The sequence below is a fragment of the Brachybacterium horti genome (assembly GCF_054777615.1).
In genome coordinates, this window is sequence record NZ_BAAHAM010000001.1 from 559960 (window position 1) to 581847 (window position 21888).

A 21888-nucleotide genomic window follows, 5' to 3' on the forward strand; every position below is an offset into this window, starting at 1 on the left:
CTCAGCGCTCCTTGTCGCGGCGGTGGGTGAGCAGCGAGCTGAGGTTCGCCACGAGGCCGCGCGGCGTGGTGCGCAGCACGGCGACGATCGCCTTCCAGCGGCGGCTCGGGATCGAGACGGGGCGCCCCCGCGCCACGTCGCGCAGGCACTGCTCGACGAGGAAGTCCGCGTCCAGCCACAGCGGCCCCGGGATCGAGGACCCCTTGATCCCCGCGCGCGAGTGGAACTCCGTGCGCACCCAGCCGGGCATGAGGCACGTGACCCTCACACCGGTTCCGGAGAGCTGCACGCCGAGGGACTCGGAGTAGTTGCCCACCCAGGCCTTGATGGCGGAGTAGTTGTTCTGCGTGACGAGCGAGCTCACCGAGCCGACGTTGACGATCCAGCCGCCGCCCCGCGCGCTCATGCCGCGGCCCGCGGCGCCGCCCAGCTTGAGGACCGCCCGGATCATGACCTCGAAGCCGAGGTCGTGCTGCGAGAGGTCCTCGTCGAGCAGGGAGGAGCGCACGGAGAAGCCGGCGTTGTTGACGAAGACGTCGACCGGATCGGCCGCGGCCTCGAGGCGGTCGGCGACGCGCTGCTGCGCGTCGCGGTCGGAGAGGTCCGCGGCGATGGTCTCGACGTGCACGCCGTAGGTCTCGGTGAGAGAGGCGGCGGCCTCCGCGAGCCGATCGGGGTGCCGGGCGACGAGGACGAGGTCCGTCCCGCGCGCCGCGAATGCTCGTGCGAACGCGGCCCCGATGCCTGCGGTGCCGCCGGTGATCAGGGCCCTGTGCATGGCGGCTACGATACACTAGACCCGCCCTGACCTGCGCAGGGATGACCTGCACCAACGCTTCCGGCGGGCGTGTGAGGGCGCAGGAACGCCGCCCCCGGGAACCCCGGGCGGCCGCCGCGCCGCACACGCCCCACCGTCCACCGAGGGATCCCATGTCGAACACCACCCCCGCCCCCGCCGCGACCGCCACGGCCGGCGATCCGACCACCGGGAGGCGGAGGATCCTGCTCACGGGTGTCACCGGGTTCCTGGGCCAGGCCGTGCTGCGCAGCCTCCTCGAGACCACCGAGGACACGCACGTCACCGCCGTGATCCGCCCCAAGGGCTCGGTCCCCGGCGCGAAGCGCCTCGAGGGCCTGCTGCGCAAGCCCGTCTTCGCGACGTGGGTGGAGAAGGTCGGCGGCGGCGACCGCGAGAAGGCCGCCGAGGTCTTCCGCTCGCGCGTGGACGTGCTCGAGGGCGACCTCACCGACATGCCCGCGATCGACCGACCGCTCGACGTCGTGATCCATTCCGCGTCCTCGGTCTCCTTCGACCCGCCGATCGACGAGGCGTTCCGCACGAACGTGGGCGGCGCGCGCAACCTCTACGAGGCGCTCCTCGCCTCCGGCCAGGACCCGCACGTCATTCACGTCTCGACCGCCTACGTGGGCGGCGCGGCCAAGGGCCTGCGCCAGGAGGGAAGCCTCGACCACACCGTCGACTGGCGCACCGAGTTCGACGCCGCCCTCGCGGCCCGCGAGCGCGTCGAGGCGGAGAGCCGCCGGCCCGAGACGCTGCGCGGCCAGATGCGCAGCGCCCGCCTGCGCGACGGCCGCATGGGCCCCAAGGCCGTCGCCTCCGCCGCGGAGGACGCCCGCAGCGCCTGGGTGGACGAGCGGCTCGTGGACTTCGGCCGCACCCGCGCCCAGTCCGTGGGCTGGACCGACATCTACACCTTCACGAAGGCCATGGCCGAGCGCGTGGCCGAGGAGCTCTGGGCCGGGAACGGCCATCGCCTCTCCGTGGTGCGCCCCTCGATCATCGAGTCGGCGCTGCGCAGCCCCTACCCGGGCTGGATCGACGGCTACAAGGTCGCCGACCCGCTGATCATGGCCTACGGCCGCGGCATGCTGCCCGAGTTCCCGGGCCTGGCCGACTCGATCCTCGACGTCATCCCGGTGGACTTCGTCGTCAACGTGATCGTCGCCCTCGCCACGCAGGACGTCTCCCGCCGCGGCGACGACGCCTACTACCAGGTGGTCTCCGGCGCCTCGAACCCGCTCCCGCTGCACGTGATGTTCTCGGCCGTGCGGAGCTACTTCCTGGAGCACCCCCTCGAGGACGAGAAGGGCGAGAAGATCGCCGTCCCCGAGTGGAGCTTCCCCGCGGTGGAGATGATCGAGCAGCGCTTCCGCATCAAGGAGCTCAGCGCCAAGGCGGGAGCGGCGGTCGTCGCCCAGCTTCCCGCCACGACGCGGACGCGCGCCTGGACGACCCAGCTGCACAAGGCCACCTCGGGCCTGACCACGCTGCGCAAGTACATCGAGCTGTACCGGCTGTACACGAAGACCGAGATGGTCTTCGACGACGCGAACACCCGTGCCCTGCGCGAGGAGCTGCCGGCCTCCTTCCTCGCGGAGCACGACTTCGACGTACACGACATCGACTGGTCGGACTTCTTCCGCAACCACCACCTCCCCGCCATCACCGAGCTCACCAAGGCGTACTCGCGCCGCAAGGCCGCCCTGCGCAGCCGTGCGGGTCGCCCGGTCGAGATCACGGAGAAGCCGGGCGCCCTCGCCGTCTTCGACCTCGACGGCACGGTCATCGCGTCCAACGTGGTGCGCCAGTACGTCGACGTGGTCCGGGCGACCCGCCCGCGCCGCGAGTGGCCCGGGGAGATCGCGGCCGTGCTCGCCTCGGTGCCGGGGTACCTGCGGGCGGACCAGCGTGACCGCTCCGAGCTGATCCGCATGGTCAACCGCCGGTACAAGGGTTACCGCGCCGAGGAGCTGCGTGCGCTCATGCAGGGCGAGCTGGGCACCCGCATCCGGGCCTCGATCCGGCCCGAGGCCCTCGAGCTCATCGAGCGCCACCGCGCCGCGGGTCACCGCACCGTGCTCGTCTCCGGCGCGCTCGACCTGCTCGTCGAGCCGCTGCGCGACCTCTTCGACGACGTCATCGCCACCCCGATGGACGCCGACGCCGACGGCGTGCTCACCGGTTACCTCGCCACTCCCCCGCTGGTCGACGAGGCCCGCGGGAACTGGCTGCTGAAGTACGCCGACGGCCAGGGCGCGGATCTCTCGGTCTCCGCCGGCTACGGCGATTCCCTCGCGGACGCCGCCTGGCTCGAGCTCGTGGGCACCCCCACCGCCATCAACCCGGACCTGGGCCTGTTCTCGCTCGCGAAGAAGAAGCGCTGGCAGATCCTCGAGTGGTGACCATCGGGGCCAGAGCGGCCGACGGGCCGAGCCTCGTCTCCCGGCCTCCGGCCCCGATCACCCCGGCCCCGATGCCCCGCCCCGACGCCCGCCGTCGGCCCTCCGCCTCGCAGCGGCCAGGCCCGTGGCGGGCGTCGTGCGTCGGCCCCCTCCGCCGCAGGTCGGGCGTGACGGGTCAGGACGACGCGGAAGGGGCGGCACCTGGGCCCGAGCGGAGTCGAACCAGGCCGGTCGAGGCGAGGCGGCACCGGCGATGCGAGCAGGCCAGCGAGCCAGCGAGCCAGCGAGCCAGCGAGCCAGCGAGCCAGCGAGCCAGCGAGCCAGCGAGCCAGCGAGCCAGCGAGCCAGCGAGCCAGCGAGCCAGCGAGCCAGCGAGCCAGCGAGCCAGGGAGCCAGGGAGCCAGGGAGCCAGGGAGCCAGGGAGCCAGGGAGCCAGGATCGAGCGCTACCCCGCCGACCGGACGGGGCCTCCCGCGAAAAGACTGGTCATCATGTACATGATGACCCGCCTTTCAGAAAGACGGACCGACCTCGGGCGGGGTCGGGACACAGCCGGGCTCAGGTCGACCCCTGGTCGACGGGCGACGCGGGCCCTGATGCGGCCGGGCTCAGGTCGGACCCCGGCAGACGGGCGACGCGGGCCCTGATGCGGCCGGGCTCAGGTCGGACCCCGGCAGACGGGCGGCCCAGGTCGGGATCTGACCCTTGTCGGGACGAGGTCCGGTTCAGGTGGGACCTCGGCCGACGCGCGGCGCGGGGGTCGTGGCTCCGTCGGAGGAGTAGGTCAGAGGACCGAGGCGAGGAAGCCCTTGAGGCGCTCGGACCCGGGGTGGTCGATGACCTGCTCCGGGGTGCCCTGCTCGACGATCAGGCCGTCGTCCATGAACACCACCTGGTCGGCGACCTCGCGGGCGAAGCCCATCTCGTGGGTCACGACGATCATGGTCATGCCGCCCTCCGCGAGCTCCTTGAGGACGGAGAGCACCTCCGCCACGAGCTCGGGGTCCAGGGCCGAGGTGGGCTCGTCGAAGAGCATCAGCTCGGGCTCCATCGCCAGCGCGCGGGCGATCGCGACACGCTGCTGCTGACCGCCGGAGAGCTCCGAGGGGTAGTGGTCCGCGCGATCCCCGAGGCCCACGCGGTCCAGGAGCGCGATCGCCGCCTCCTTCGCCTCCGCCCTCCCCCGGCCGAGCACCTGGATCGGCGCCTCCACGACGTTCTCGAGCGCCGTCATGTGCGGGAAGAGGTGGAAGCGTTGGAAGACCATGCCGATCCGCGAGCGCTGGCGGGCGATCTGCGCGGAGGGCAGCTTCTGCCAACGGCCGTCCGCGAGCGGCTCCTCGGCGTAGCCCTGGGTGACGCCGGCGATGCGGACGCGGCCCGCGGTGGGCTCCTCGAGCTGGTTGATGCAGCGCAGCAGCGTGGACTTGCCGGAGCCCGAGGGACCGATCAGCACCGCGACCTCACCGGCCGCGACCTCGAGGTCGCAGCCCTTGAGCACGTGCAGGTCGCCGAAGGCCTTGTGGATGCCCTCGAGGCTGATGAGCGGGGTCGGGGCGGCGCCCGCCGCGGAGGCGGGACCGGCGGCGGGAGCGGTCGCCGCCCCGTCGGCCGACGAGGACTGGGTGCTCGGGTTCGGGGTGTTCTGGGGCGCGGTCGTCATCAGAGCTCCACCTCCGGGAGCGAGTCCTTGGGGGTCGTGCCGGCGCGGTTCACCGCGGCCTGGCGGGAGCGCTTCGCGGCGGGCCCGCCGGTGCGGTCGTCGAACCCACGCCCGAAGTACCGCTCGAGGAAGTGCTGGCCCACCATGAGCACGCTCGTGATGGCGAGGTACCACAGGGCCGCGACGATGAGCAGCGGGATCGGCGCGTAGAGCTTGTTCGCGATCGCGTTGGAGGCGAAGGTCAGGTCGAGCGTGAAGGGCACGGCGAGGACGAGCGAGGTCGTCTTCAGCATGCCGATGGTCTCGTTGCCCAGCGGCGGCACGATCACGCGCATGGCCTGCGGGATGATGATGCGCCGCAGGATCTTCCCGTTGCTCATGCCGAGCGCCTTCGACGCCTCCGTCTGCCCCTTGTCCACCGAGTTCAGGCCCGAGCGGATGATCTCCGCGAGGTAGGCGCCCTCGTTGAGCGCGAGGCCCACGACCGCCGCCCAGAAGGCCGGGAAGTAGTCGCGGGTCGAGAACGAGAACAGCTCCGGGCCGAAGGGCACACCGAGCGCGATCTTGGGGACGATCACCGTGAACAGGCCCCAGAACACGAGCTGCGTGTACACCGGGGTGCCGCGGAAGACGAAGATGTACGCCCAGCTCACGCCCCGCAGCACGGGGTTCTCGCTGCGGCGCATGATCGCCGCGGTGAGCGCGATCGCGGTGCCGAGGATCATCGACAGCACGGTGATCAGCAGCGTCCAGCCGACGCCCTGGACGACCTTGACGTCGAGGATGAAGGTCGCGACGGTCCCCCAGTCGAAGACGGGGTTCGTCACGAGGAAGTTCGCGAGGCCCAGCACGAGCAGCGCGACGATCACGGCGCTGATCCAGGTGCCGGGACGCGGCGGCCGCTTGGCGCGGATCCGGCCCGGGATCGGATCGGCGGGGCGCCGGGCGGCGGGGGCGGCGGGGGTCTGTGTGCTCACTGCTGCGGGTCCACTTCCGAGGTCTCGATCATGCCGGTCTCGTTGCCCCAGGCCGCGAGGATCTCGCGGAGGGCGCCCGAGTCGATGAGGTGCTGGACGGCGCCGCGGATCGCCTCGGCCAGCTCGGGCTGGTCCTTGGCGACGACGATGCCGTTGAGGGCGGCGTCCTCGATATCGCCCACCTGCTCGAGGGTGCCGCGCGAGCGGTCCACGGCGTAGGCGACGACGGGCGAGTCGCCGATGAGGACGTCGGCCTTGCCGCCGGCGACGGCGGTCGCGGCGTCCGCGTTGCCGACGTAGGGCTGGTCCACGATGCCCTTGCCGCCGCCGTCGCGGCACTCGGCGTCCCGCTCGACGACGACGTCGTCCATGTAGGTGCCGACCTGGTGGGCGACGCGCGCACCGCACAGGTCCGGCGGGGTGATCCCGTACGGGTTCCCCGACTTCACGGCATAGCTCATGCCGGCGGCGAAGTAGGACACCATCGAGACCTGCTCGAGGCGCTCGGGGTTGATGGTGAAGCTCGAGATGCCGACGTCGTACTTCGAGCCGATCGAGGGGATGATCTGCGCGAACACCGCGGACTCGGTGCGGGTCGTCAGGCCCAGCACCTTGCCGATCGCCGCGAGGACGTCCATGTCGTAGCCGAGGGCCTGCCCGTCGGAGCCGACGAACTCGCCGGGGGCGTAGTTCAGGGCGGCGCCGTTGACGAGCTCGCCGCGCTCGCGGATGGCGGCGGGGACGAGCTCGGCGAGGTCCTGCCGCTCCTCGATGCCGGAGAGATCGATCGTGGGGATCGCGTTCGACTCGGCGTCCAGGCGCACGGAGGCGTCGGTGCAGGCGGCGAGCGCAGGCGCGAGGGCCGCACCGCCGAGGGCGAGGGGCAGCGCGCGGAGGAGGCTGCGCCGCCGGGGTCGGGTGGGGATCACGAGTGGAACCTTATGCATAAGAGTGCATGACGACAAATCCGTGAGGTCTGTGCCTCACGGCCGGACGTCGCGCGGGGACGGCCGACGCTACCGTCGGCCGCCCCCGCTGTCCGTCGCTCCCCCGCGCCGAGACCGCACCGTGATCCGCGTCCGGGCGCAGCGCCCTCCCGTGCGGCCAGACCTCGCGCGGGCTCAGAGCGCGGGCGCGATCCCGCCGGTCGTCGTCGGCACCTCGCCCGTGACCGGGGCCGGCTCCGTCGCGCCCGGCTCCCCCGTGACCGGGACCTCCGCGTCCGGATCCGACGTCGCGCCCTCGAACTGCGACCGGTACAGACGGGCGTACGCGCCGCCCGCCGCGAGCAGCTCCTCGTGGGAGCCCTGCTCGACGATGTCCCCGCTCTCCATGACGAGGATCAGCTCCGCGTCGCGGATCGTCGAGAGGCGGTGGGCGATGACGAAGGAGGTGCGGCCCTCGCGCAGGCGGTTCATCGCGTTCTGCACGAGCACCTCGGTGCGCGTGTCCACGCTCGAGGTCGCCTCGTCGAGGATCAGCAGGCTCGGCCGGGCGAGGAACGCGCGGGCGATCGTCAGCAGCTGCTTCTCGCCCGCGGAGAGCGACGTGCCGTCGTCGTCCACGACCGTGTCGTAGCCCTCCGGCAGCTGCCGCACGAAGTCGTCGACGTGGGTCGCGCGAGCCGCCTCGAGCACCTCGTCGTCGGTCGCGTCGAGCCGGCCGTAGCGGATGTTCTCCCGGATCGTGCCCTCGAACAGCCACGTGTCCTGGAGGACCATGCCGGTGCGGGAGCGCAGCTGGGCGCGCGTGAGGTCGCGGATGTCGACGCCGTCGATCGTGATCCGGCCGCCGTCGATCTCGTAGAAGCGCATCACGAGGTTCACGAGTGTGGTCTTCCCCGCGCCCGTCGGCCCCACGATCGCGACCGTGTGCCCCGGATCCGCGACGAGGGACAGGTCCCGGATCAGCTCGCGCTCCGGCGTGTAGGAGAAGCGCACGTGCTCGAACTCGACGCGGCCCTCGCGGATGCCGGCGACGGCGCGGGGATCCGCGGTCTCCGGCTCCTGCTCCTCCGCATCGAGCAGCTCGAAGACACGCTCCGCGCTCGCGACGCCGGACTGCAGCATCGTCGCCATCGAGGCGACCTGGCTGAGCGGCTGCGTGAACTGGCGCGAGTACTGGATGAACGCCTGCACGTCGCCGAGGGTCATCTGCCCCGAGATGATGCGCAGGCCGCCCACGATCGCGATCGCGACGTAGGACAGGTTCCCCACGAACAGCATGAACGGCATGATCAGCGAGGAGACGAACTGCGCGCCGAAGGTGGCCGTGAACAGGCGGCCGTTGGACCGCTCGAACTGCTCGGCGACCTCGCGGCGCCGGCCGAACACGGTGATCAGCTCATGGCCCGTGAAGGCCTCCTCGACCTCGCCGTTGAGCGCGCCCGTCGCGTCCCACTGCTGGGCGAAGAGCTTCTGCGCACGCTTGCCGACGACGGCCGTGATGAGGAACGCCACCGGGATCACGGCGAGCGCGATGAGGGTGAGCCGCCCCGAGATCGTCAGCATCATGACGAGCACGCCGATCACCGTGAGGATCGAGTTCACGAGCCCCGTCACGGTGTTCATGAGGGTGTTCTGGATGTTGTCGATGTCGTTGGTGACGCGGGAGAGGATCTCGCCGCGCTTCATCCGGTCGAAGTACGCGAGCGGCAGCCAGTGCAGCTTCTCCTCGACCTGGCGGCGCAGGCGGGAGACCATCCGCACGAGCAGCCGGTTCAGCGCGACGCCCTGCAGCCACATGAGCAGCGAGGCGGCGACGTACAGGCCGGTCGCGAGGGCGAGCACCTGGTAGAGGGCGGTGAAGTCGATGCCCTGCCCCGGCGTGAGCGTCATGCCGGAGAGCATGTCCGCCATCTTCTCCTCGCCCGAGGCACGCATCTGGGCGATGACCTGCGCCGGGTCGGCGCCCGCGGGGAGCTCCTTCGAGATCAGCCCGGAGAAGATGAGGTCCGTCGCGCGGCCCAGGATCTTCGGTCCCACGACGTTCAGCGCCACGGAGACCACGCCGATGGCGATCGCGAGGACGAGGTACTTCCGCTCCGGCCCGATCTCGCGGACCAGGCGCTTCGCGGAGGGCCAGAAGCTCTTCGCGCTCTGCCCGGGTCGCAGCCCGCGGGAGGCGTCCTTCTCGCTCGCGATCTCCGCGGCGACCTCGGCCTCGTCCCCGGCCGCAGGGGTGGATGCCGCGGCGGGGGCCTTGGTGCTCCTCTGCTCGCTCATCACGCCACCTCCTCCTCGACGCCCTGGGAGCGCACGATCTCGCGATAGGTCTCCGAGCCCTCGAGCAGCTCGGCGTGGGTGCCCTGCGCGACCACCCTGCCGTGCTCGAGCACGAGGATGAGGTCGGCGCCGGTGATCGTGGTGACGCGCTGGGCGACGATCAGCACGAGCGCGTCCCGGGTCTCGGGGGCGAGCGCGGTGCGCAGGCGGGCGTCGGTCGTGAGGTCGAGCGCGCTGAAGGAGTCGTCGAAGAGGTAGATCGACGGCTTCGCGGCGAGCGCGCGGGCGATGCACAGCCGCTGCCGCTGACCGCCGGAGACGTTCGTGCCGCCCTGCGCGATCGGCGAGTCCAGCTCCTGCGGCATCGCGGCGACGAAGTCACGGCCCTGGGCGACGGTGAGCGCGTGCCAGAGCTCCTCGTCGCTCGCCTCCGGATTGCCGAAGCGGAGGTTCGAGCCGACGGTGCCGGAGAACAGGTAGGGGCGCTGCGGGACGAGGCCGATCCGGTCCCAGAGCACCTGCGCGTCGAGCTCGCGGATGTCCACGCCGCCCAGCAGGACCCGCCCGGAGGTGACGTCGGACAGCCGCGGGACGAGGTTCACGAGCGTCGTCTTGCCGGCGCCGGTGCCGCCGATGATCGCGACGGTCTGCCCGGCGCGGGCGCTGAAGGAGATGTTCTCGAGCACCGGGCGCTCGGCCCCCGGGTAGGTGAAGGAGACGTCCTCGAAGGTCAGCTCGAGGGGGCCGCTCAGCTCGCGCACGCCGTCCTCCCGCTGCACGACGGTCGTGGAGGTCTCGAGGACCTCGCCGATGCGCTCCGCAGAGACCATCGCGCGCGGCACCATCATCGTCATGAAGGTCGCCATCATGACCGCGATGAGGATCTGGATGAGGTAGGCGATGAAGGCGGTGATCGAGCCGACCTCCATCTCCCCCGAGTCGATGCGCGGCGCCGCGACGAGCAGCACGAGCACCGTGGACATGTTGAGGATCAGCATGATGATCGGCTGCATCGTGATCATGAGCAGGCCGATCCGCCGGTTCAGGTCCGTGACCTCGTCGTTGACGACCCCGTAGCGCTCCCGCTCGCGGTCCTCGCGCACGAAGGCGCGCAGCACGCGGATGCCGGTGATCTGCTCGCGCAGCACCCCGTTGATCTGGTCGATCACGCCCTGCATACGGCGGAACAGCGGGGCGGCGCGCGCGATGATGAACCCGACGGCGAGCAGCATGACCGGCACCATCACCGCGATCAGCCACGCCATGCCGGGCTCGACGCGCAGCGCGAGCACCACGCCGCCGATCCCCGTCACCGGCGCCTGCACCAGGAAGTTCAGGGAGAAGAAGACAAGCATCTGCACCTGCTGCACGTCGTTCGTGGAGCGGGTGATGAGCGAGGGAGTGCCGAAGCGGTCCATCTCGCGCGGGGAGAACGTCGCGACCCGGCCGAAGACCTTCCTGCGGAGGTCCTGGCCGACGCGCATCGCGGAGCGGGCGCTGAAGAAGTTCGCGGCGACGAGCGCGACGATGTAGCCCAGCGAGATCACGAGCATGATCCGCCCGAGCTCCCAGATCCGGTCGACGTCGGCCTTCGCGACGCCGTCGTCGATGATGTCGGCGTTGAGGGTGGGCAGGTAGAGCGAGGCGAGCACGCCGATGATCTGGAAGACGACGACCAGCGCGATCCAGAGCCAGTAGGGGCGCAGCGAGCGCAGGACGAGACGGAGCAGCGGCACAGGGGTTCCTCTCACGCGTCGCGCGTGCGCACGCACGACCCCGCTGAGCCTACTGACATCCGCGTGCGCTCGCTGAGGGGGCGCTGGGGATTCGAGACAGGTGTCCGGCGGGTGGCGTTCCGGGGCCGCCGGTCGGGATCGACGGTGAGGCGGTCGGGGCCGACGGGTGGGGTCAGCCGGCGGAGCCCGCGTCCGACGCGCCGCCCGCGTCGGAGGCGGCGGAGTCCTCGTCCGGGGTGAGGGACATGTCCGCGACGCGCCAGCGGTCACCGTCCCAGATGAGCTTCGCGCTCAGCTGCCCGGAGACCGACTCGAGCGAGTAGGGCACGCGAGAGGGGTCGTCCACGAGAGTGCTCTCCGCCTCCTCGAAGTCCGCGACGACGGTGCCGCTCGCGGGCGGCTCCCCCGAGCCCTCGAAGGTCGTGCCGTGCACGGTGAACTCACCGCCCACGAGATAGCCGTCCTGCTCGTGGAGGGTCGTCGCGTTGTCGAGGAACGACGTGCACACGGAGCAGTCCTGGTCGATCGACGCCTCCCAGAGGGACGTGTCCCCCGTGGTCATCATGTACGTGTACGAGTCCAGGAGGTACGTGAGCGTGGCCTGCGCGCCCTCGGCGGTCTGCTCCTTCATCACCGCGGGCGCCTCGGGCTTCGCGACCTCGGGCCGCGGGGTCTGATCCGCCGGGTCCATGGTGGGGCGCGGGTCCTCGGTGGACTCCGTCGCGGTCCCGGCCGTGGGATCGCCGCTGCCGCCCGTCAGCTGCCCGATGCCGAGGATCCCGGCGGGGATCACGAGCAGCAGGGCGAGGACGACGATGACGATGCGCTGGAAGGGACGGTTCACGCGGGCCAGGGTAGCGGGCCGAGCCGTGCGCGCCCTCCACGGCCCCGGCCGGGCCGGCTCCCGATGCGCCACGACCCGGCCCCCGCCCCGCGGCCGCGCCCCGGCCCCGGCCCGAGCCCCCGGCCCCGCCCCCTCCCTGTCCGATTGCGCGCCGGAGTTCCACGAACGGAACTGGGGCGCGCAATCGGACAGTCGGGTCCGCGGTGGAGCCGGTCACGGGACCTCTTCGCGCACGTCCCTCCCGTATCGAGGACTTCTGCGCGAGGACGTCCCGTGCCCTGGTCGGCGGATGCCGGTGCGCAGGGGGACGGCGCGGGCCGGGGCTCAGGCCGCGCGGTAGAGGAAGAGGTCGGTGCGATAGGGCAGGCCGACGGTGCTCCCCCGCTCATGGCCCAGGTGCTCGTGCACGTACCAGTCGAGGTTCGCGAGCACCTTCTCCCGCCGCTCCTCCTGCGCGGTGATGACGTAGCTGCGGGTGCGGGCGAGGTCCACGAGGTCCGGCGTCGCCATCGGGTCCTCCCACCGCACGACGACCCGCTCGGCGAGGGCGAGCCCGCCGGCCACGGGCGGGGCGAAGTCGTCGCGCTGCACGTCCCCCGCGTGCATGATCCGCGAGTATCGGTGCACCCAGGGGATCTGCACGTCCAGGGTGTTCCACAGCAGCGCGAGCACCCCGCCGGGGCGCAGCAGGCGGAGCACCTCCGCGCTCGCGGCGTCCGCCTCGAACCAGTGCCAGGCCTGGGCGGCCGTCACGAGATCGGCGCAGGCATCCGGCAGGCCCGTCGCCTCCGCGGTCCCCACCACGCGCTCGACGCCGGGGGCGCGGAGCGCGTCGAGCATCGAGGCGGCGGGGTCCACCGCGGTGACGGCGAGGCCGCGGGCGGCGAGGGCGGCGGAGAGCTTGCCGGTCCCCGCCCCGAGGTCCACCGCGGTCCGGCGCCCGGCGGCTGCGGAGGCTACGGAGGCTACGGCCGAGCGATCCTCCGCGGCGGGCCGGGCGCTCTCCGCGGGGGACCCGAGCACCGTCGGGGCCTCGTCGGGCAGGGCCGCGAGGATCGCGGCGAGGGCCTCGTCGGGATAGCCCGGGCGCAGCCGGTCGTAGTCGGCGCCCGCCTGCGTGAAGGCCTCCGCGAGCTCCGCCCGCCGCTCCCGGGAGCGGAACCGCGGCTGGGAGCGGCGGGACACGGGCGGGACCGGCGGGTGCAGCGGATCGGAGGAGGTCACGCCCGGAAGCGTAGGTGACCTGCCCGGCGCGCGCCCACCGCTCGCTCACCGCTCGGCGTCGTGGTCGCCGCGGCCTCCGTCGGCCCGGCCGCCGCGGGCGAGGTAGCCGATCGCGACGGGCGCGAGCACCACGGGCCAGGCGCCCGCGGCGAGATAGCAGGCCAGGCACAGCAGGGACCAGGCATCCGTCCCCTGCCCCGCGAACGGGTCCACGCGGTCCCAGGCGAGCACGGAGAAGACGACGATCGCCGCGAGCAGGAGGGCGCCCAGCCGGCCCGCTCCGCCGATCAGCCGCGGCAGCGCCCGCCCGAACCCGGCACCCAGCAGGCGCGGCGTCACGCGCCGCACGTCCACGGCGAGCAGCAGGCAGCAGGCGGCGGCCGCGAGCTGCACCGCGGAGAGGCCGAGCACGTAGCCGGTCCCCTCCCCCGGCAGGTGCTGGAGGGCGCGGCGGGCGCGGCGGTGGCGGCGGGCGAGGCGGGGACGGGAGACGAGGTGCTCATGGCCCCGAGCCTCCTCGCCCGGGCCGCGCCGGACATCCGCCCTCCCGCCATCGATCCTCCCCCGCGCGGGGGACGGACGACGGCGGGAGGACGACGCGACGGTGCGGACCGGGGCGATGTCCCCGGCCCGTCCCTCGGCTCAGAGGCTCGGGTTCACCATCACCTTGAGCACCTCACGGGCGTCCATCGCCGCGTAGCCCGCGGGCACGCCGTCCAGGCCCACGGTGCGGTCGAACACCTTGCCGGGCTCGATCTCGCCGCGCAGCACCTGGCCGATCGCCTCCTCCTGGTAGGCGCGCACGGGAGCGGGGCCGCCGGCGAGGCGCGCGTTCTTCCCGAACAGGGAGCCGAAGCCCACCGGCGCCTCCTCGTACTGCGGCACGCCCACGCGGGAGATGACGCCTCCCGGGCGCACCACGCCGTAGGACTGCTCGTAGGCGGGCATGTGGCCCACGGCCTCGAGGACCACCTCGCTGCCGAGGCCGCCGGTGAGATCGAGGACCTCCGCGACGCCCTCCTCGCCGCGCGAGGAGACGACGTCGGTCGCGCCGAACTCGCGGCCCAGGTCGGTGCGAGCGGTGTGGCGACCCATGAGGATGATCCGCTCCGCGCCGAGCTGCTTCGCGGCGAGCACCGCGGAGAGGCCCACGGCGCCGTCGCCCACGACGGTGACCGTCTGACCGGGGCGCACCTGCGCCATGTACGCGGCGTGGTAGCCGGTGAGGTAGACGTCGGAGAGGGTCAGCAGGGACGCGAGCAGGGACTCGTCGGCCGTGTCGGCATCCACCTCGGGGACGGGCACGAGGGAGCCGTCGGCGAGCGGGATGCGCGCGAACTCCGCCTGCAGTCCGTTCGTCTCCGGCGTCGCGTAGAAGCCGCCGTGGGGGCAGGCGGTCTGGAAGCCGTCGCGGCAGATCGGGCAGGTGTTGTCCGCGAAGGAGAAGGGCGCGACGACGAGCTGGCCGCGGCGCAGCGAGGTGACCTCGGCGCCGATCTCCTCGACGACGGCGAGGGACTCGTGGCCCATGGACTGGCCGTGCTCCTGCGCCTCCATCGAGTGGTAGGGGTGCAGGTCCGAGCCGCACACACAGGTGCGGACGGTGCGCACGATCGCGTCGGTGGGGTGGAGGATCGTGGGCTCGGGGACGTCCTGGACTCGGACGTCGCCCGCGCCGAACATGAGGGTGGCCTTCATGGCGGGTCTCCTGGGAGGTCGGGGCCCGTCGGCGGGAATCTGCCGGCGGGGACCCCTCCAGCGTGCGGGGACCGGCCGACGCCCGGGAGTCCAGGGCGAGAGGTGTACTGCGAGAGCCCCCCAGGGCCGAGGACCCGGTGCGGGGTACTCACGAGACCTCCCTCGCGGTCGCGGGCGCCCCTACGCTCGGGGGCATGAGCCAGAAGGACGAGGTGCGCGAGTTCCTCATCAGCCGCCGCGCGAAGGTGACCCCCGCGATGGTGGGCCTGCCCCCGGGCGGCCCGCGCCGCGTGCCCGGGCTGCGCCGCGGCGAGGTCGCGGTGCTCGCCGGCGTGAGCGTCGAGTACTACACGAAGGTCGAGCGCGGAGACCTGCGAGGCGTCTCCGACGAGGTGCTCGGCGCGATCGCCACGGCGCTGCGCCTGGACGAGGCGGAGCAGACGTACCTCATGAACCTCGCGCGGGCCGCGAACGTCGGCCACCGCGCCCGGGCCCCGCGCCGCCAGGAGCAGGGGATCCGGCCCAGCATGCTGCACCTCGTGGCCTCGATCTCCGAGGGTGCGGCGGTGCTCGCGAACCCGCGCAGCGAGATCCTGGCGACGAACCCGCTGGCCCGCGCGCTGTACGATCCGCTGTTCCGCTCCCAGGGCGAGCGGCCCGGCTACGGGCGATTCATCTTCCTGGACCCCGCGGCGCGGCAGTTCTACCCCGACTGGGAGATGATCGCCGACGTCAACGTGGCGTCCCTGCGCACGGTCGCCGGGCGGCACCCCTTCGACCCCTCCATCACGGAGCTCGTGGGCGAGCTGTCCACCCGCTCCGAGGAGTTCCGCCGGCGCTGGGCGCGGCACGACGTGCGGCTGCACGTCGAGGGCCTGAAGCGGCTGGACCATCCCGTCGTGGGACGTGTCGAGCTCGAGTACAACGTGCTGGACCTGCGGGCCGACGAGGGCGCCGATCTCACCGTCTACACCGCCGCCCCGGGCTCCGAGAGCGAGGAGAAGCTGCGGCTGCTCGCGAGCTGGTGGGCCTCCGAGCGTGCGGACGACGACGCCTCCCCCGCCCCGGGGAGCGTGCTGCCCGGGGCGAGGGAGGCGTGATGCGGGATCCGGGGACGGTGGAGCCCGCCGCGCGGAGGGTCCCGCACCGCTCGGCGCGGGTGAGTGGCAGGTCGGATCCCGTCCCGGGGTGAGGGGCGGAGGGCCGACGGATGACGTCGCCGGCCCTCCGGCCGTGGGGGTGGGGTCAGTTGAACTCGAGCGGGTGGGCGCCCACGCGGCCCGAGCCGTCGCCCGGGTCGAGGGCGTCGATCGCCGCGACCTCGGCGTCGGTGAGCTCGAAGCCGAGGACGTCGAAGTTCTGGGCCTGGCGCTCGGGGCTCGAGGACTTCGGGAACACGATGAAGCCCCGCTGGAGGTGCCAGCGGATGACGACCTGGGCGGGCGTGACCTGATGCGCCGCCGCGGCATCGGCCACGGCAGGGTTCTCGAACAGCGGGTACTTGCCCTGGCCGAGCGGCCCCCAGGACTCGATGAGGGTGCCGTGGGCGGCGGCCCACTCGAGCACGTCCCGCTGCTGGAGGGCGGGGTGGAGCTCGATCTGGTCGACGGCGGGGACCACGCCCGTGGCCTCGACGATGCGGTCCAGGTGCTCGGGCAGGTGGTTGGAGACGCCGATCGAGCGGGTGAGGCCCTGGTCGCGGATCTCGACGAGCTTCTCCCACGCGTTGACGTAGGTGTCCTTCTCCGGGGTGGGCCAGTGGGTGAGGTAGAGGTCCACGTAGTCCAGGCCCAGCTTGTCCAGGCTCTCCCGGATGGCCGCGTGCGGCTGCTCGCCGCTCTGGCGGTCGTTCCACAGCTTGGTAGTGACGAAGAGCTCCTCGCGCGGGATGCCGCTCGAGGCGATCGCGGCGCCGACGCCCTCCTCGTTGCCGTAGATGGCGGCGGTGTCGATGTGGCGGTAGCCGATCTCGAGCGCGCTCGAGACGGCGGCCTCGGCCTCGGGGGCCGGGACGAGGAACACGCCGAAGCCGAGCTGCGGGATGGCGTGGCCGGAGTTCAGGGTCAAGGTGGGAACGGTCATGGTGCGACGATAGGGCGCGCCGTTTCAGAATTCCAACAGCTTGGACCGATGTTCGCCATGAGGAGGACCGATCAATGGATCTACGGCAGATGGAGTACGTGCTGGCCCTCTCCGAGGAGCGCCACTTCACGCGGGCCGCGGCCCTCACCGGGGTGTCGCAGTCGGGGCTGAGCAGCGCCATCCGCAGCCTCGAGTCGGAGCTCGGCACGCCGCTGTTCGACCGGACCACACGCCGGGTGGAGCTCACCGCCGCCGGGGAGGCGCTGCTGCCGCACGCCCGGGCGATGGTCGACGAGGCCGTGCGGGCGCGCGACGCCGTGGTGCGCTCGACCCGGACGGTGAGCGGCTCCCTGCGCGTGGGCGCGGAGCAGTGCCTGGGGCTCGTGGACGTCTCCTCGCTGCTCGAGCGCTTCCACCGCCGCTACCCGGGCGTCGCCACGGAGTTCGCGCAGTCCGGCTCCCACGAGCTCGTCGACGCGGTGCGCGGCGGGACCCTCGACGTCGCCTTCGTCGCGACCACGCGCCCGCCGACCTCCCTGCGCCACCAGCCGCTGGGCGGCGAGCCGCTCGTGCTCGTCGTCCCCACGGACAGCGACCTCGCCTCGCGCACGCCCCTGCGCTGGCACGACCTCGCGGGCCGTGACTTCGTGGACTTCAGCCCCTCGTGGGGAGTGCGCACCCTCAACGACGAGCTGCTCGCCGCGCATGCGGTGACGCGCCGGGTGCGCTGCAGCGTGAACGACGTGCACACCCTCCTCGACCTCGTCTCCCGCGGCCTGGGCGTGGCGATCGTCCCCCGGCACGTGGCGGCCAAGCCGCAGGCGGCGACGCTGCGCACGATCCCGCTGCCCGGAGCGGAGTCCCCGGAGTGGACGGTGGGCGCGGTGAGCCCGATCAGCCCGCACGCCGACGTCCCCGCCGTGCTGCTGCTCGAGCTGCTGGGGACCCCCTCTCCCGGCACGGCCGAGGCGGAGGCCGTGACCCCGGCGACCCCGCCGCCGGGGGCGCGGCCGCTCGTCCCGCTGGGGTGATCAGCGGGTCACGACGTGGACCGTCACCGCGATCGCGAAGGTGATCGTGGAGAGCATCGCGAGCGAGAACTCGACGAGGATCCCCGTGCCCAGCGCCTTCACGGCGACCCAGGCGCTGGTCAGGCCGCGGCGCGCGTCCTTGAGGCGCAGCGCCTCGGAGACGTACAGGCCCGCGATGAAGCCGATCGGCAGGCCCAGGAACGGGATCACGAAGATGCCGACGATGCCCGCCGCGATGCCGACGAGCAGCGGCCAGGTGGGCACCTCGTGCGCCTTCAGACGGCGCCCCGTGAGCACGTAGCTGCAGGTCATCCCGATCGCGCCGAGCACCAGCACGATCGCGAAGGCGACCCAGGCCGGCCAGCCGCCGATGACGATCGCCCAGACGAGAGTCGAGATGACGATGAGGATCGTGCCCGGCAGCACCGGCACGATGATCCCCATGAGCCCCACCGCGTAGGCGAGGGCGACGAGCACGGTCACCACGACCTGGACGGTCAGCGAATCGACCACGGGGACCTCCGGGGGCGGGGACGGACGGGCGAGCGGCGGGCGGGCGCCATCCTATGCGGCCGCCCCGGACGGGCCCGGCTCAGGGCAGGCGCACGACCTGACCGGCCCAGGAGAACCCGCCGCCGAAGCCGACGAGCAGCGCGGTCGCCCCGGAGGGGATCCGGCCGGCCTCGCGGAGGCGGGAGATCGCGAGGGGGATCGTCGCGGCGGAGGTGTTGCCGGAGGTGACGATGTCGTCCGCGACGATCGCGTCCTCCCGCAGGTCCAGCGCGGCGGCGAGCGGCTCGATCATCCGCAGGTTCGCCTGGTGGGGCACGAACACGTCGATGTCGGACATCGTCAGGCCCGCGGCCTCGACGATGCGGCGGGAGATCTTCGGCGCCTCGCGCAGCGCCCAGCCGAGCACCTTGCGGCCCTCCTGCGCGAAGTAAGGGCCCTCGCCGTTGATGGTGACGGCGTCCGCGAGATCGGGGACGCTGCCCCAGACGACGGGCGAGATGGTCGGCTCGTCGCTGGGGCGCAGGACCATCGCGCCGGCGCCGTCGGCCGTGAGGATGCACGTGGTGCGATCGGTGTAGTCGGTGACCTGGGAGAGCTTCTCCGCACCGATGACGAGCGTGGTGGTCGAGGTGCCGGAGCGGATCGACATGTCCGCCACGGCGAGCGCGTGCTCGAAGCCGGAGCAGGCGGCGCCCACGTCGAAGGAGGCGGGGTCCGTGAGGCCCAGCAGCTGGGCGACGCGGCCTGCGGCGCTCGGGGAGCGCTCGAGGTTCGAGCAGGTGGCGACGATGACCTGGGTGACCTCGGAGGGGTCCACGCCCGCGTCGGCGAGAGCCATCCGGCCGGCCTCCGCGGCGAGGTCCGCGACGTCCTGGTCCTCCGCGGCGATGCGGCGCTCCTCGATGCCGGTGCGCTGGACGATCCACTCGTCGCTCGTCTCGACGAGCTTCTCGAGGTCCGTGTTCGTCATGACGCGCTCGGGCCGGTAGTGGCCGGTCCCGACGATCCGGGAGCCCGCCGCGGGGGCGGGGTGGGCGAAGGCGCGCGGGGCGGCGCCGGGCGTGGTCGTCATGGTGGCTCCTGCCGTCGGGGGGACGAGGAGATCGTAGAACCCTGCGCGCCCGGGCGGGCGGGGACGCCCACCCGGTGTGAGCTACCTCGGGCCTGCGGGACAGTTCCCAGCGGGCGGCCGTAGCGTGCCCGGCGTGAACGAGCTGGCGCGACTGGCCCTGGTGGGCGTGGTGGGCGGCCTCGGGGTGTTCGTGCTGATCAGCCCCGTGGCCGTGCTGCTGCAGCGCCGTCGGTTCGGCCGCTGGCGCCCCCTGCGCCTGATCGGCGTCGCCGCGATCTGCGTGTACACGATGGCGCTCGCGGGGCTCACCGTCGCCCCCGCCTACGAGGTCGCGGTCACCTGCAGCCGGCGCGTGGGCGGGGAGCTGCGCGCGGTCCCCTTCCACGCGATCACGCAGATCATCGACACGTACAGCGCGGGGACGACCGGCATCGGCCTGCTCATCGCCTGGCCCACGCTGCAGCTGATCGCCAACATCGTGCTGTTCGTGCCGCTCGGCGCGATCCTGCGCGGAGTGTTCCGCCTCGACGTGACGACGGCGCTCGCGATGGGCGTCATGCTCTCGGTGCTCATCGAGGCGACCCAGTACACGGGCGCCTGGGGCCTCTACCCCTGCGGGGTGCGGATCGCGGACATCGACGACGTCTTCTCGAACTCGCTCGGCGCATGGATCGGCGCGATGCTCGCCCCGCTGCTCACGCGGCTCGGGGTGCCGCTGTTCGGCCGTGAGGAGCGGCACTGGTCGCGCACCGGCGAGATCGACGTCCTCGAGGACATCGCCGGGCGGGACGACTCCGGGCGCCGGCGCTGAGCTGCTGACCGTCGGAGCCGACGGACTGCCCGGTCGCGTGCCCGCCGCCGCTCAGGTCAGGTTCACGAGCAGCACGAAGGTCGCCGTCCCGGCGCCGACGCTCAGCAGCGTGCGGCGCCCGCCGATCAGGTGCACGAGGACCGTCACGGCCGTCGCGACAGCGGCCGGGAGCACGTGCGCGAGGTCCGCGCCGATCGAGCTGCGCAGGGTCGACACGGCGAGGATCGCGAGGATCCCCACCGGCATCCAGCGGGACATCTGCGCGACCAGCGGCGAGTCGCGCAGCGGCTGCAGGACCACGAAGGGCACGGCCCGCAGGGCGAAGGTGATGCCGAAGCCGATCACCATCACGGCCAGGAGGTAGGTGGTCTCAGACATGCCCGGCCTCCGGGTCCGACGGGGTGTGCGGGGCCGGCGGGGCCGACGGGGCCGGGTCCCCGCGGCGCCGGGCGAGCAGGGACCGCAGCAGGAGCAGCACCACGAAGCCGGTGAGCGCGGCGAAGAGGGCGGCGCCGGGGACCAGCACGAGTGCGAGCGCGAGGGAGAGCCCGGCGAGCAGCAGGGAGGGCACCTGCGCGCGGGAGCGGCAGGCGTCGAGCGTGAGCGTGAGGAACAGGGCGCAGAGCGCGAACTCGAGCCCCTCGACCGGGCCGGGGAGCACGGAGGCGAGCAGCACGCCGATCAGGCCGCCGCCCACCCAGTAGGCGTGGAAGGAGACCTGCAGGCCCAGCAGCCGCTTCGCCGTCCAGGTGCCCGGGCTCGAGGCGGTGACGGCGTAGGCCTCGTCGATGAGGGCGTGCACCGCGTAGAAGCGGGCGAGCGGGTGGCGCACCACGTGCAGCGGGAAGGAGAAGGCGTAGAACACGTGGCGCAGGTTCACCAGCAGCACGGTCACCGCGATCGTCGCGAGCGGGGTCGCGGCCGCCATGAGCCCCACGAGCAGCAGCTCGACGGAGCCGGCGAAGAGCAGGGTCGACAGGCCCGGGGCGACCCACCAGGGCAGCCCGGCCTGGATGACGAGCATGCCGAAGGCGACGCCGATCGGGATCATGCCGAGGCCCGCGGCGAAGGAGAGCCGCATGCCGGTCACGAACTCGCCGCGCGGGCTCGTTGCCGGCGGGGCGGCCTCGGGCACGGCGACGGCGGCGGCCTCGGGGACGACGGCGGGGTCGAGGGCGGCTTCCGGGGCGTCATCAGGGGCCGACCGTCGGCCCACCGAGTTCAGCATCTCTGTCATACCAGCAATCATTCCAGCGCAGGCCCGCGCCGCGATTGCGTAGTTCCCTACCTCGGAGCACTACAGTGCAATGTATGCAGCTGGACGAGACGGATCGCGCAATCATCGATTACCTGCGCCGGGACGGGCGGCTCTCGAACGTCGCCCTCGCCGACGCCGTGCACCTGACGCCGGGCCCGTGCCTGCGCCGTGTGCAGCGGCTCGAGGCGGAGGGCGTCATCCAGGGCTACACCGCCCAGGTGGATCCGGGGGCGCTGGGCCAGGGCTTCGAGGTGATCCTCGACGTGGAGCTCACCGCGTACGACCGCGGCACCGTCGAGCGCTTCGAGACGACGATGCAGGGGTTCGACGAGGTGGTCGAGCTGTACCGGCTGTTCGGCTCGCCCGACTACTACGTGCGCGTCGCCGTCGCGGGCCTCGAGGCGTACGAGCACTTCCTCACCGAGGAGGTCATCACGATCCCGGGCGTCTCGAAGATCTCCTCCCGCTTCGCGATGAAGGTGCTGAAGAGCTGGCGGCCCACGGCGGCCGCTCCTGCCGCCGCGAAGCGCTGAGCGGCAGGGACCGGCCGC

At 72.7% G+C, this 21888-nt stretch carries 20 protein-coding genes; 5 read left to right on the top strand and 15 right to left on the bottom strand.

Annotation, left to right across the window (positions count from 1 at the left end):
* Position 1: 1 nt before the first annotated feature.
* Positions 2 to 778 (bottom strand): SDR family NAD(P)-dependent oxidoreductase, encoded by a 777-nt coding sequence (locus tag ACYVAP_RS02725; protein WP_264451023.1) that lies wholly within the window; start codon positions 776 to 778, stop codon positions 2 to 4.
* 152 nt (positions 779 to 930) lie between these two features.
* Here ACYVAP_RS02725 and ACYVAP_RS02730 point away from each other — a divergent pair, with 152 nt between their 5' ends.
* The gene (locus ACYVAP_RS02730; protein ID WP_498859412.1) at positions 931 to 3204 is read left to right on the top strand and encodes an HAD-IB family hydrolase; all 2274 of its coding nucleotides are present in this window, start codon (positions 931 to 933) and stop codon (positions 3202 to 3204) included.
* 784 nt (positions 3205 to 3988) lie between these two features.
* Here ACYVAP_RS02730 and ACYVAP_RS02735 read toward each other — a convergent pair.
* The 9 genes from ACYVAP_RS02735 to ACYVAP_RS02775 all read right to left on the bottom strand — a co-directional run bounded on the left by ACYVAP_RS02735 (position 3989) and on the right by ACYVAP_RS02775 (position 14570).
* A complete protein-coding gene (locus ACYVAP_RS02735) occupies positions 3989 to 4867 on the bottom strand; it encodes an amino acid ABC transporter ATP-binding protein (RefSeq protein WP_498859413.1) in 879 nt (292 codons plus the stop codon).
* Positions 4867 to 5844, bottom strand: coding sequence for an amino acid ABC transporter permease (locus tag ACYVAP_RS02740; protein WP_137769798.1), 978 nt, complete (start codon positions 5842 to 5844; stop codon positions 4867 to 4869). Before ACYVAP_RS02740 ends, ACYVAP_RS02735 begins: the two co-directional genes overlap by 1 nt.
* Entirely contained in the window at positions 5841 to 6773 is a 933-nt protein-coding gene (locus tag ACYVAP_RS02745) for an ABC transporter substrate-binding protein (protein ID WP_498859414.1), read from the bottom strand. Before ACYVAP_RS02745 ends, ACYVAP_RS02740 begins: the two co-directional genes overlap by 4 nt.
* Positions 6774 to 6965: 192 nt before the next feature.
* The gene (locus tag ACYVAP_RS02750; protein ID WP_498859415.1) at positions 6966 to 9068 is read right to left on the bottom strand and encodes an ABC transporter ATP-binding protein; all 2103 of its coding nucleotides are present in this window, start codon (positions 9066 to 9068) and stop codon (positions 6966 to 6968) included.
* A complete protein-coding gene (locus tag ACYVAP_RS02755) occupies positions 9068 to 10804 on the bottom strand; it encodes an ABC transporter ATP-binding protein (RefSeq protein ID WP_498859416.1) in 1737 nt (578 codons plus the stop codon). Before ACYVAP_RS02755 ends, ACYVAP_RS02750 begins: the two co-directional genes overlap by 1 nt.
* A 172-nt stretch (positions 10805 to 10976) precedes the next feature.
* Positions 10977 to 11648, bottom strand: coding sequence for a DUF6318 family protein (locus tag ACYVAP_RS02760; protein ID WP_264451018.1), 672 nt, complete (start codon positions 11646 to 11648; stop codon positions 10977 to 10979).
* Between the two features lie 324 nt (positions 11649 to 11972).
* Positions 11973 to 12872, bottom strand: coding sequence for a class I SAM-dependent methyltransferase (locus ACYVAP_RS02765; RefSeq protein ID WP_498859417.1), 900 nt, complete (start codon positions 12870 to 12872; stop codon positions 11973 to 11975).
* 45 nt (positions 12873 to 12917) lie between these two features.
* Positions 12918 to 13283, bottom strand: coding sequence for a hypothetical protein (locus tag ACYVAP_RS02770; protein WP_498859418.1), 366 nt, complete (start codon positions 13281 to 13283; stop codon positions 12918 to 12920).
* 231 nt (positions 13284 to 13514) lie between these two features.
* Positions 13515 to 14570 (bottom strand): MDR/zinc-dependent alcohol dehydrogenase-like family protein, encoded by a 1056-nt coding sequence (locus ACYVAP_RS02775; RefSeq protein ID WP_498859419.1) that lies wholly within the window; start codon positions 14568 to 14570, stop codon positions 13515 to 13517.
* Positions 14571 to 14764: 194 nt separating this feature from the next.
* Between ACYVAP_RS02775 and ACYVAP_RS02780 the strand changes: the two genes are divergently transcribed.
* Positions 14765 to 15670 (top strand): helix-turn-helix domain-containing protein, encoded by a 906-nt coding sequence (locus tag ACYVAP_RS02780; RefSeq protein ID WP_498859420.1) that lies wholly within the window; start codon positions 14765 to 14767, stop codon positions 15668 to 15670.
* Between the two features lie 145 nt (positions 15671 to 15815).
* Here the strand turns inward: ACYVAP_RS02780 and ACYVAP_RS02785 are convergent, their stop codons facing one another.
* Positions 15816 to 16652 (bottom strand): aldo/keto reductase, encoded by an 837-nt coding sequence (locus ACYVAP_RS02785; protein ID WP_498859421.1) that lies wholly within the window; start codon positions 16650 to 16652, stop codon positions 15816 to 15818.
* Positions 16653 to 16726: 74 nt separating this feature from the next.
* On the opposite strand from ACYVAP_RS02785, the gene ACYVAP_RS02790 reads away from it, so the two are divergent.
* Entirely contained in the window at positions 16727 to 17683 is a 957-nt protein-coding gene (locus ACYVAP_RS02790) for a LysR family transcriptional regulator (protein ID WP_498859422.1), read from the top strand.
* Here ACYVAP_RS02790 and ACYVAP_RS02795 read toward each other — a convergent pair whose 3' ends face one another.
* Entirely contained in the window at positions 17684 to 18196 is a 513-nt protein-coding gene (locus ACYVAP_RS02795) for a DUF456 domain-containing protein (RefSeq protein WP_498859423.1), read from the bottom strand.
* Positions 18197 to 18275: 79 nt separating this feature from the next.
* Positions 18276 to 19268 (bottom strand): beta-ketoacyl-ACP synthase III, encoded by a 993-nt coding sequence (locus ACYVAP_RS02800; RefSeq protein ID WP_264451692.1) that lies wholly within the window; start codon positions 19266 to 19268, stop codon positions 18276 to 18278.
* A gap of 133 nt (positions 19269 to 19401) precedes the next feature.
* Between ACYVAP_RS02800 and ACYVAP_RS02805 the strand changes: the two genes are divergently transcribed.
* A complete protein-coding gene (locus ACYVAP_RS02805; RefSeq protein WP_498859424.1) occupies positions 19402 to 20079 on the top strand; it encodes a VanZ family protein in 678 nt (225 codons plus the stop codon).
* A 51-nt stretch (positions 20080 to 20130) separates the two neighbouring features.
* On the opposite strand, the gene ACYVAP_RS02810 is transcribed toward ACYVAP_RS02805, so the two are convergent.
* Positions 20131 to 20457, bottom strand: a complete 327-nt coding sequence (locus ACYVAP_RS02810; protein WP_498859425.1) for a branched-chain amino acid transporter permease — start codon at positions 20455 to 20457, stop codon at positions 20131 to 20133.
* Positions 20450 to 21316 (bottom strand): AzlC family ABC transporter permease, encoded by an 867-nt coding sequence (locus ACYVAP_RS02815; protein WP_498859426.1) that lies wholly within the window; start codon positions 21314 to 21316, stop codon positions 20450 to 20452. The genes ACYVAP_RS02810 and ACYVAP_RS02815 overlap by 8 nt, the downstream gene beginning before the upstream one ends.
* A gap of 74 nt (positions 21317 to 21390) precedes the next feature.
* Here ACYVAP_RS02815 and ACYVAP_RS02820 point away from each other — a divergent pair, with 74 nt between their 5' ends.
* The gene (locus tag ACYVAP_RS02820) at positions 21391 to 21870 is read left to right on the top strand and encodes an Lrp/AsnC family transcriptional regulator (RefSeq protein WP_498859427.1); all 480 of its coding nucleotides are present in this window, start codon (positions 21391 to 21393) and stop codon (positions 21868 to 21870) included.
* Positions 21871 to 21888 lie beyond the last annotated feature (18 nt).

Excerpts from the sequence above, each read along its gene's own strand:
- ACYVAP_RS02785 (WP_498859421.1), bottom strand. The coding sequence starts at position 16,652 with ATGACCGTTCCCACCTTGACCCTGAACTCCGGCCACGCCATCCCGCAG.
- ACYVAP_RS02775 (WP_498859419.1), bottom strand. The coding sequence starts at position 14,570 with ATGAAGGCCACCCTCATGTTCGGCGCGGGCGACGTCCGAGTCCAGGAC.
- ACYVAP_RS02790 (WP_498859422.1), top strand. The coding sequence starts at position 16,727 with ATGGATCTACGGCAGATGGAGTACGTGCTGGCCCTCTCCGAGGAGCGC.
- ACYVAP_RS02730 (WP_498859412.1), top strand. The coding sequence starts at position 931 with ATGTCGAACACCACCCCCGCCCCCGCCGCGACCGCCACGGCCGGCGAT.
- ACYVAP_RS02810 (WP_498859425.1), bottom strand. The coding sequence starts at position 20,457 with ATGTCTGAGACCACCTACCTCCTGGCCGTGATGGTGATCGGCTTCGGC.
- ACYVAP_RS02780 (WP_498859420.1), top strand. The coding sequence starts at position 14,765 with ATGAGCCAGAAGGACGAGGTGCGCGAGTTCCTCATCAGCCGCCGCGCG.
- ACYVAP_RS02820 (WP_498859427.1), top strand. The coding sequence starts at position 21,391 with ATGCAGCTGGACGAGACGGATCGCGCAATCATCGATTACCTGCGCCGG.
- ACYVAP_RS02800 (WP_264451692.1), bottom strand. The coding sequence starts at position 19,268 with ATGACGACCACGCCCGGCGCCGCCCCGCGCGCCTTCGCCCACCCCGCC.
- ACYVAP_RS02750 (WP_498859415.1), bottom strand. The coding sequence starts at position 9,068 with ATGAGCGAGCAGAGGAGCACCAAGGCCCCCGCCGCGGCATCCACCCCT.
- ACYVAP_RS02725 (WP_264451023.1), bottom strand. The coding sequence starts at position 778 with ATGCACAGGGCCCTGATCACCGGCGGCACCGCAGGCATCGGGGCCGCG.
- ACYVAP_RS02735 (WP_498859413.1), bottom strand. The coding sequence starts at position 4,867 with ATGACGACCGCGCCCCAGAACACCCCGAACCCGAGCACCCAGTCCTCG.
- ACYVAP_RS02815 (WP_498859426.1), bottom strand. The coding sequence starts at position 21,316 with ATGACAGAGATGCTGAACTCGGTGGGCCGACGGTCGGCCCCTGATGAC.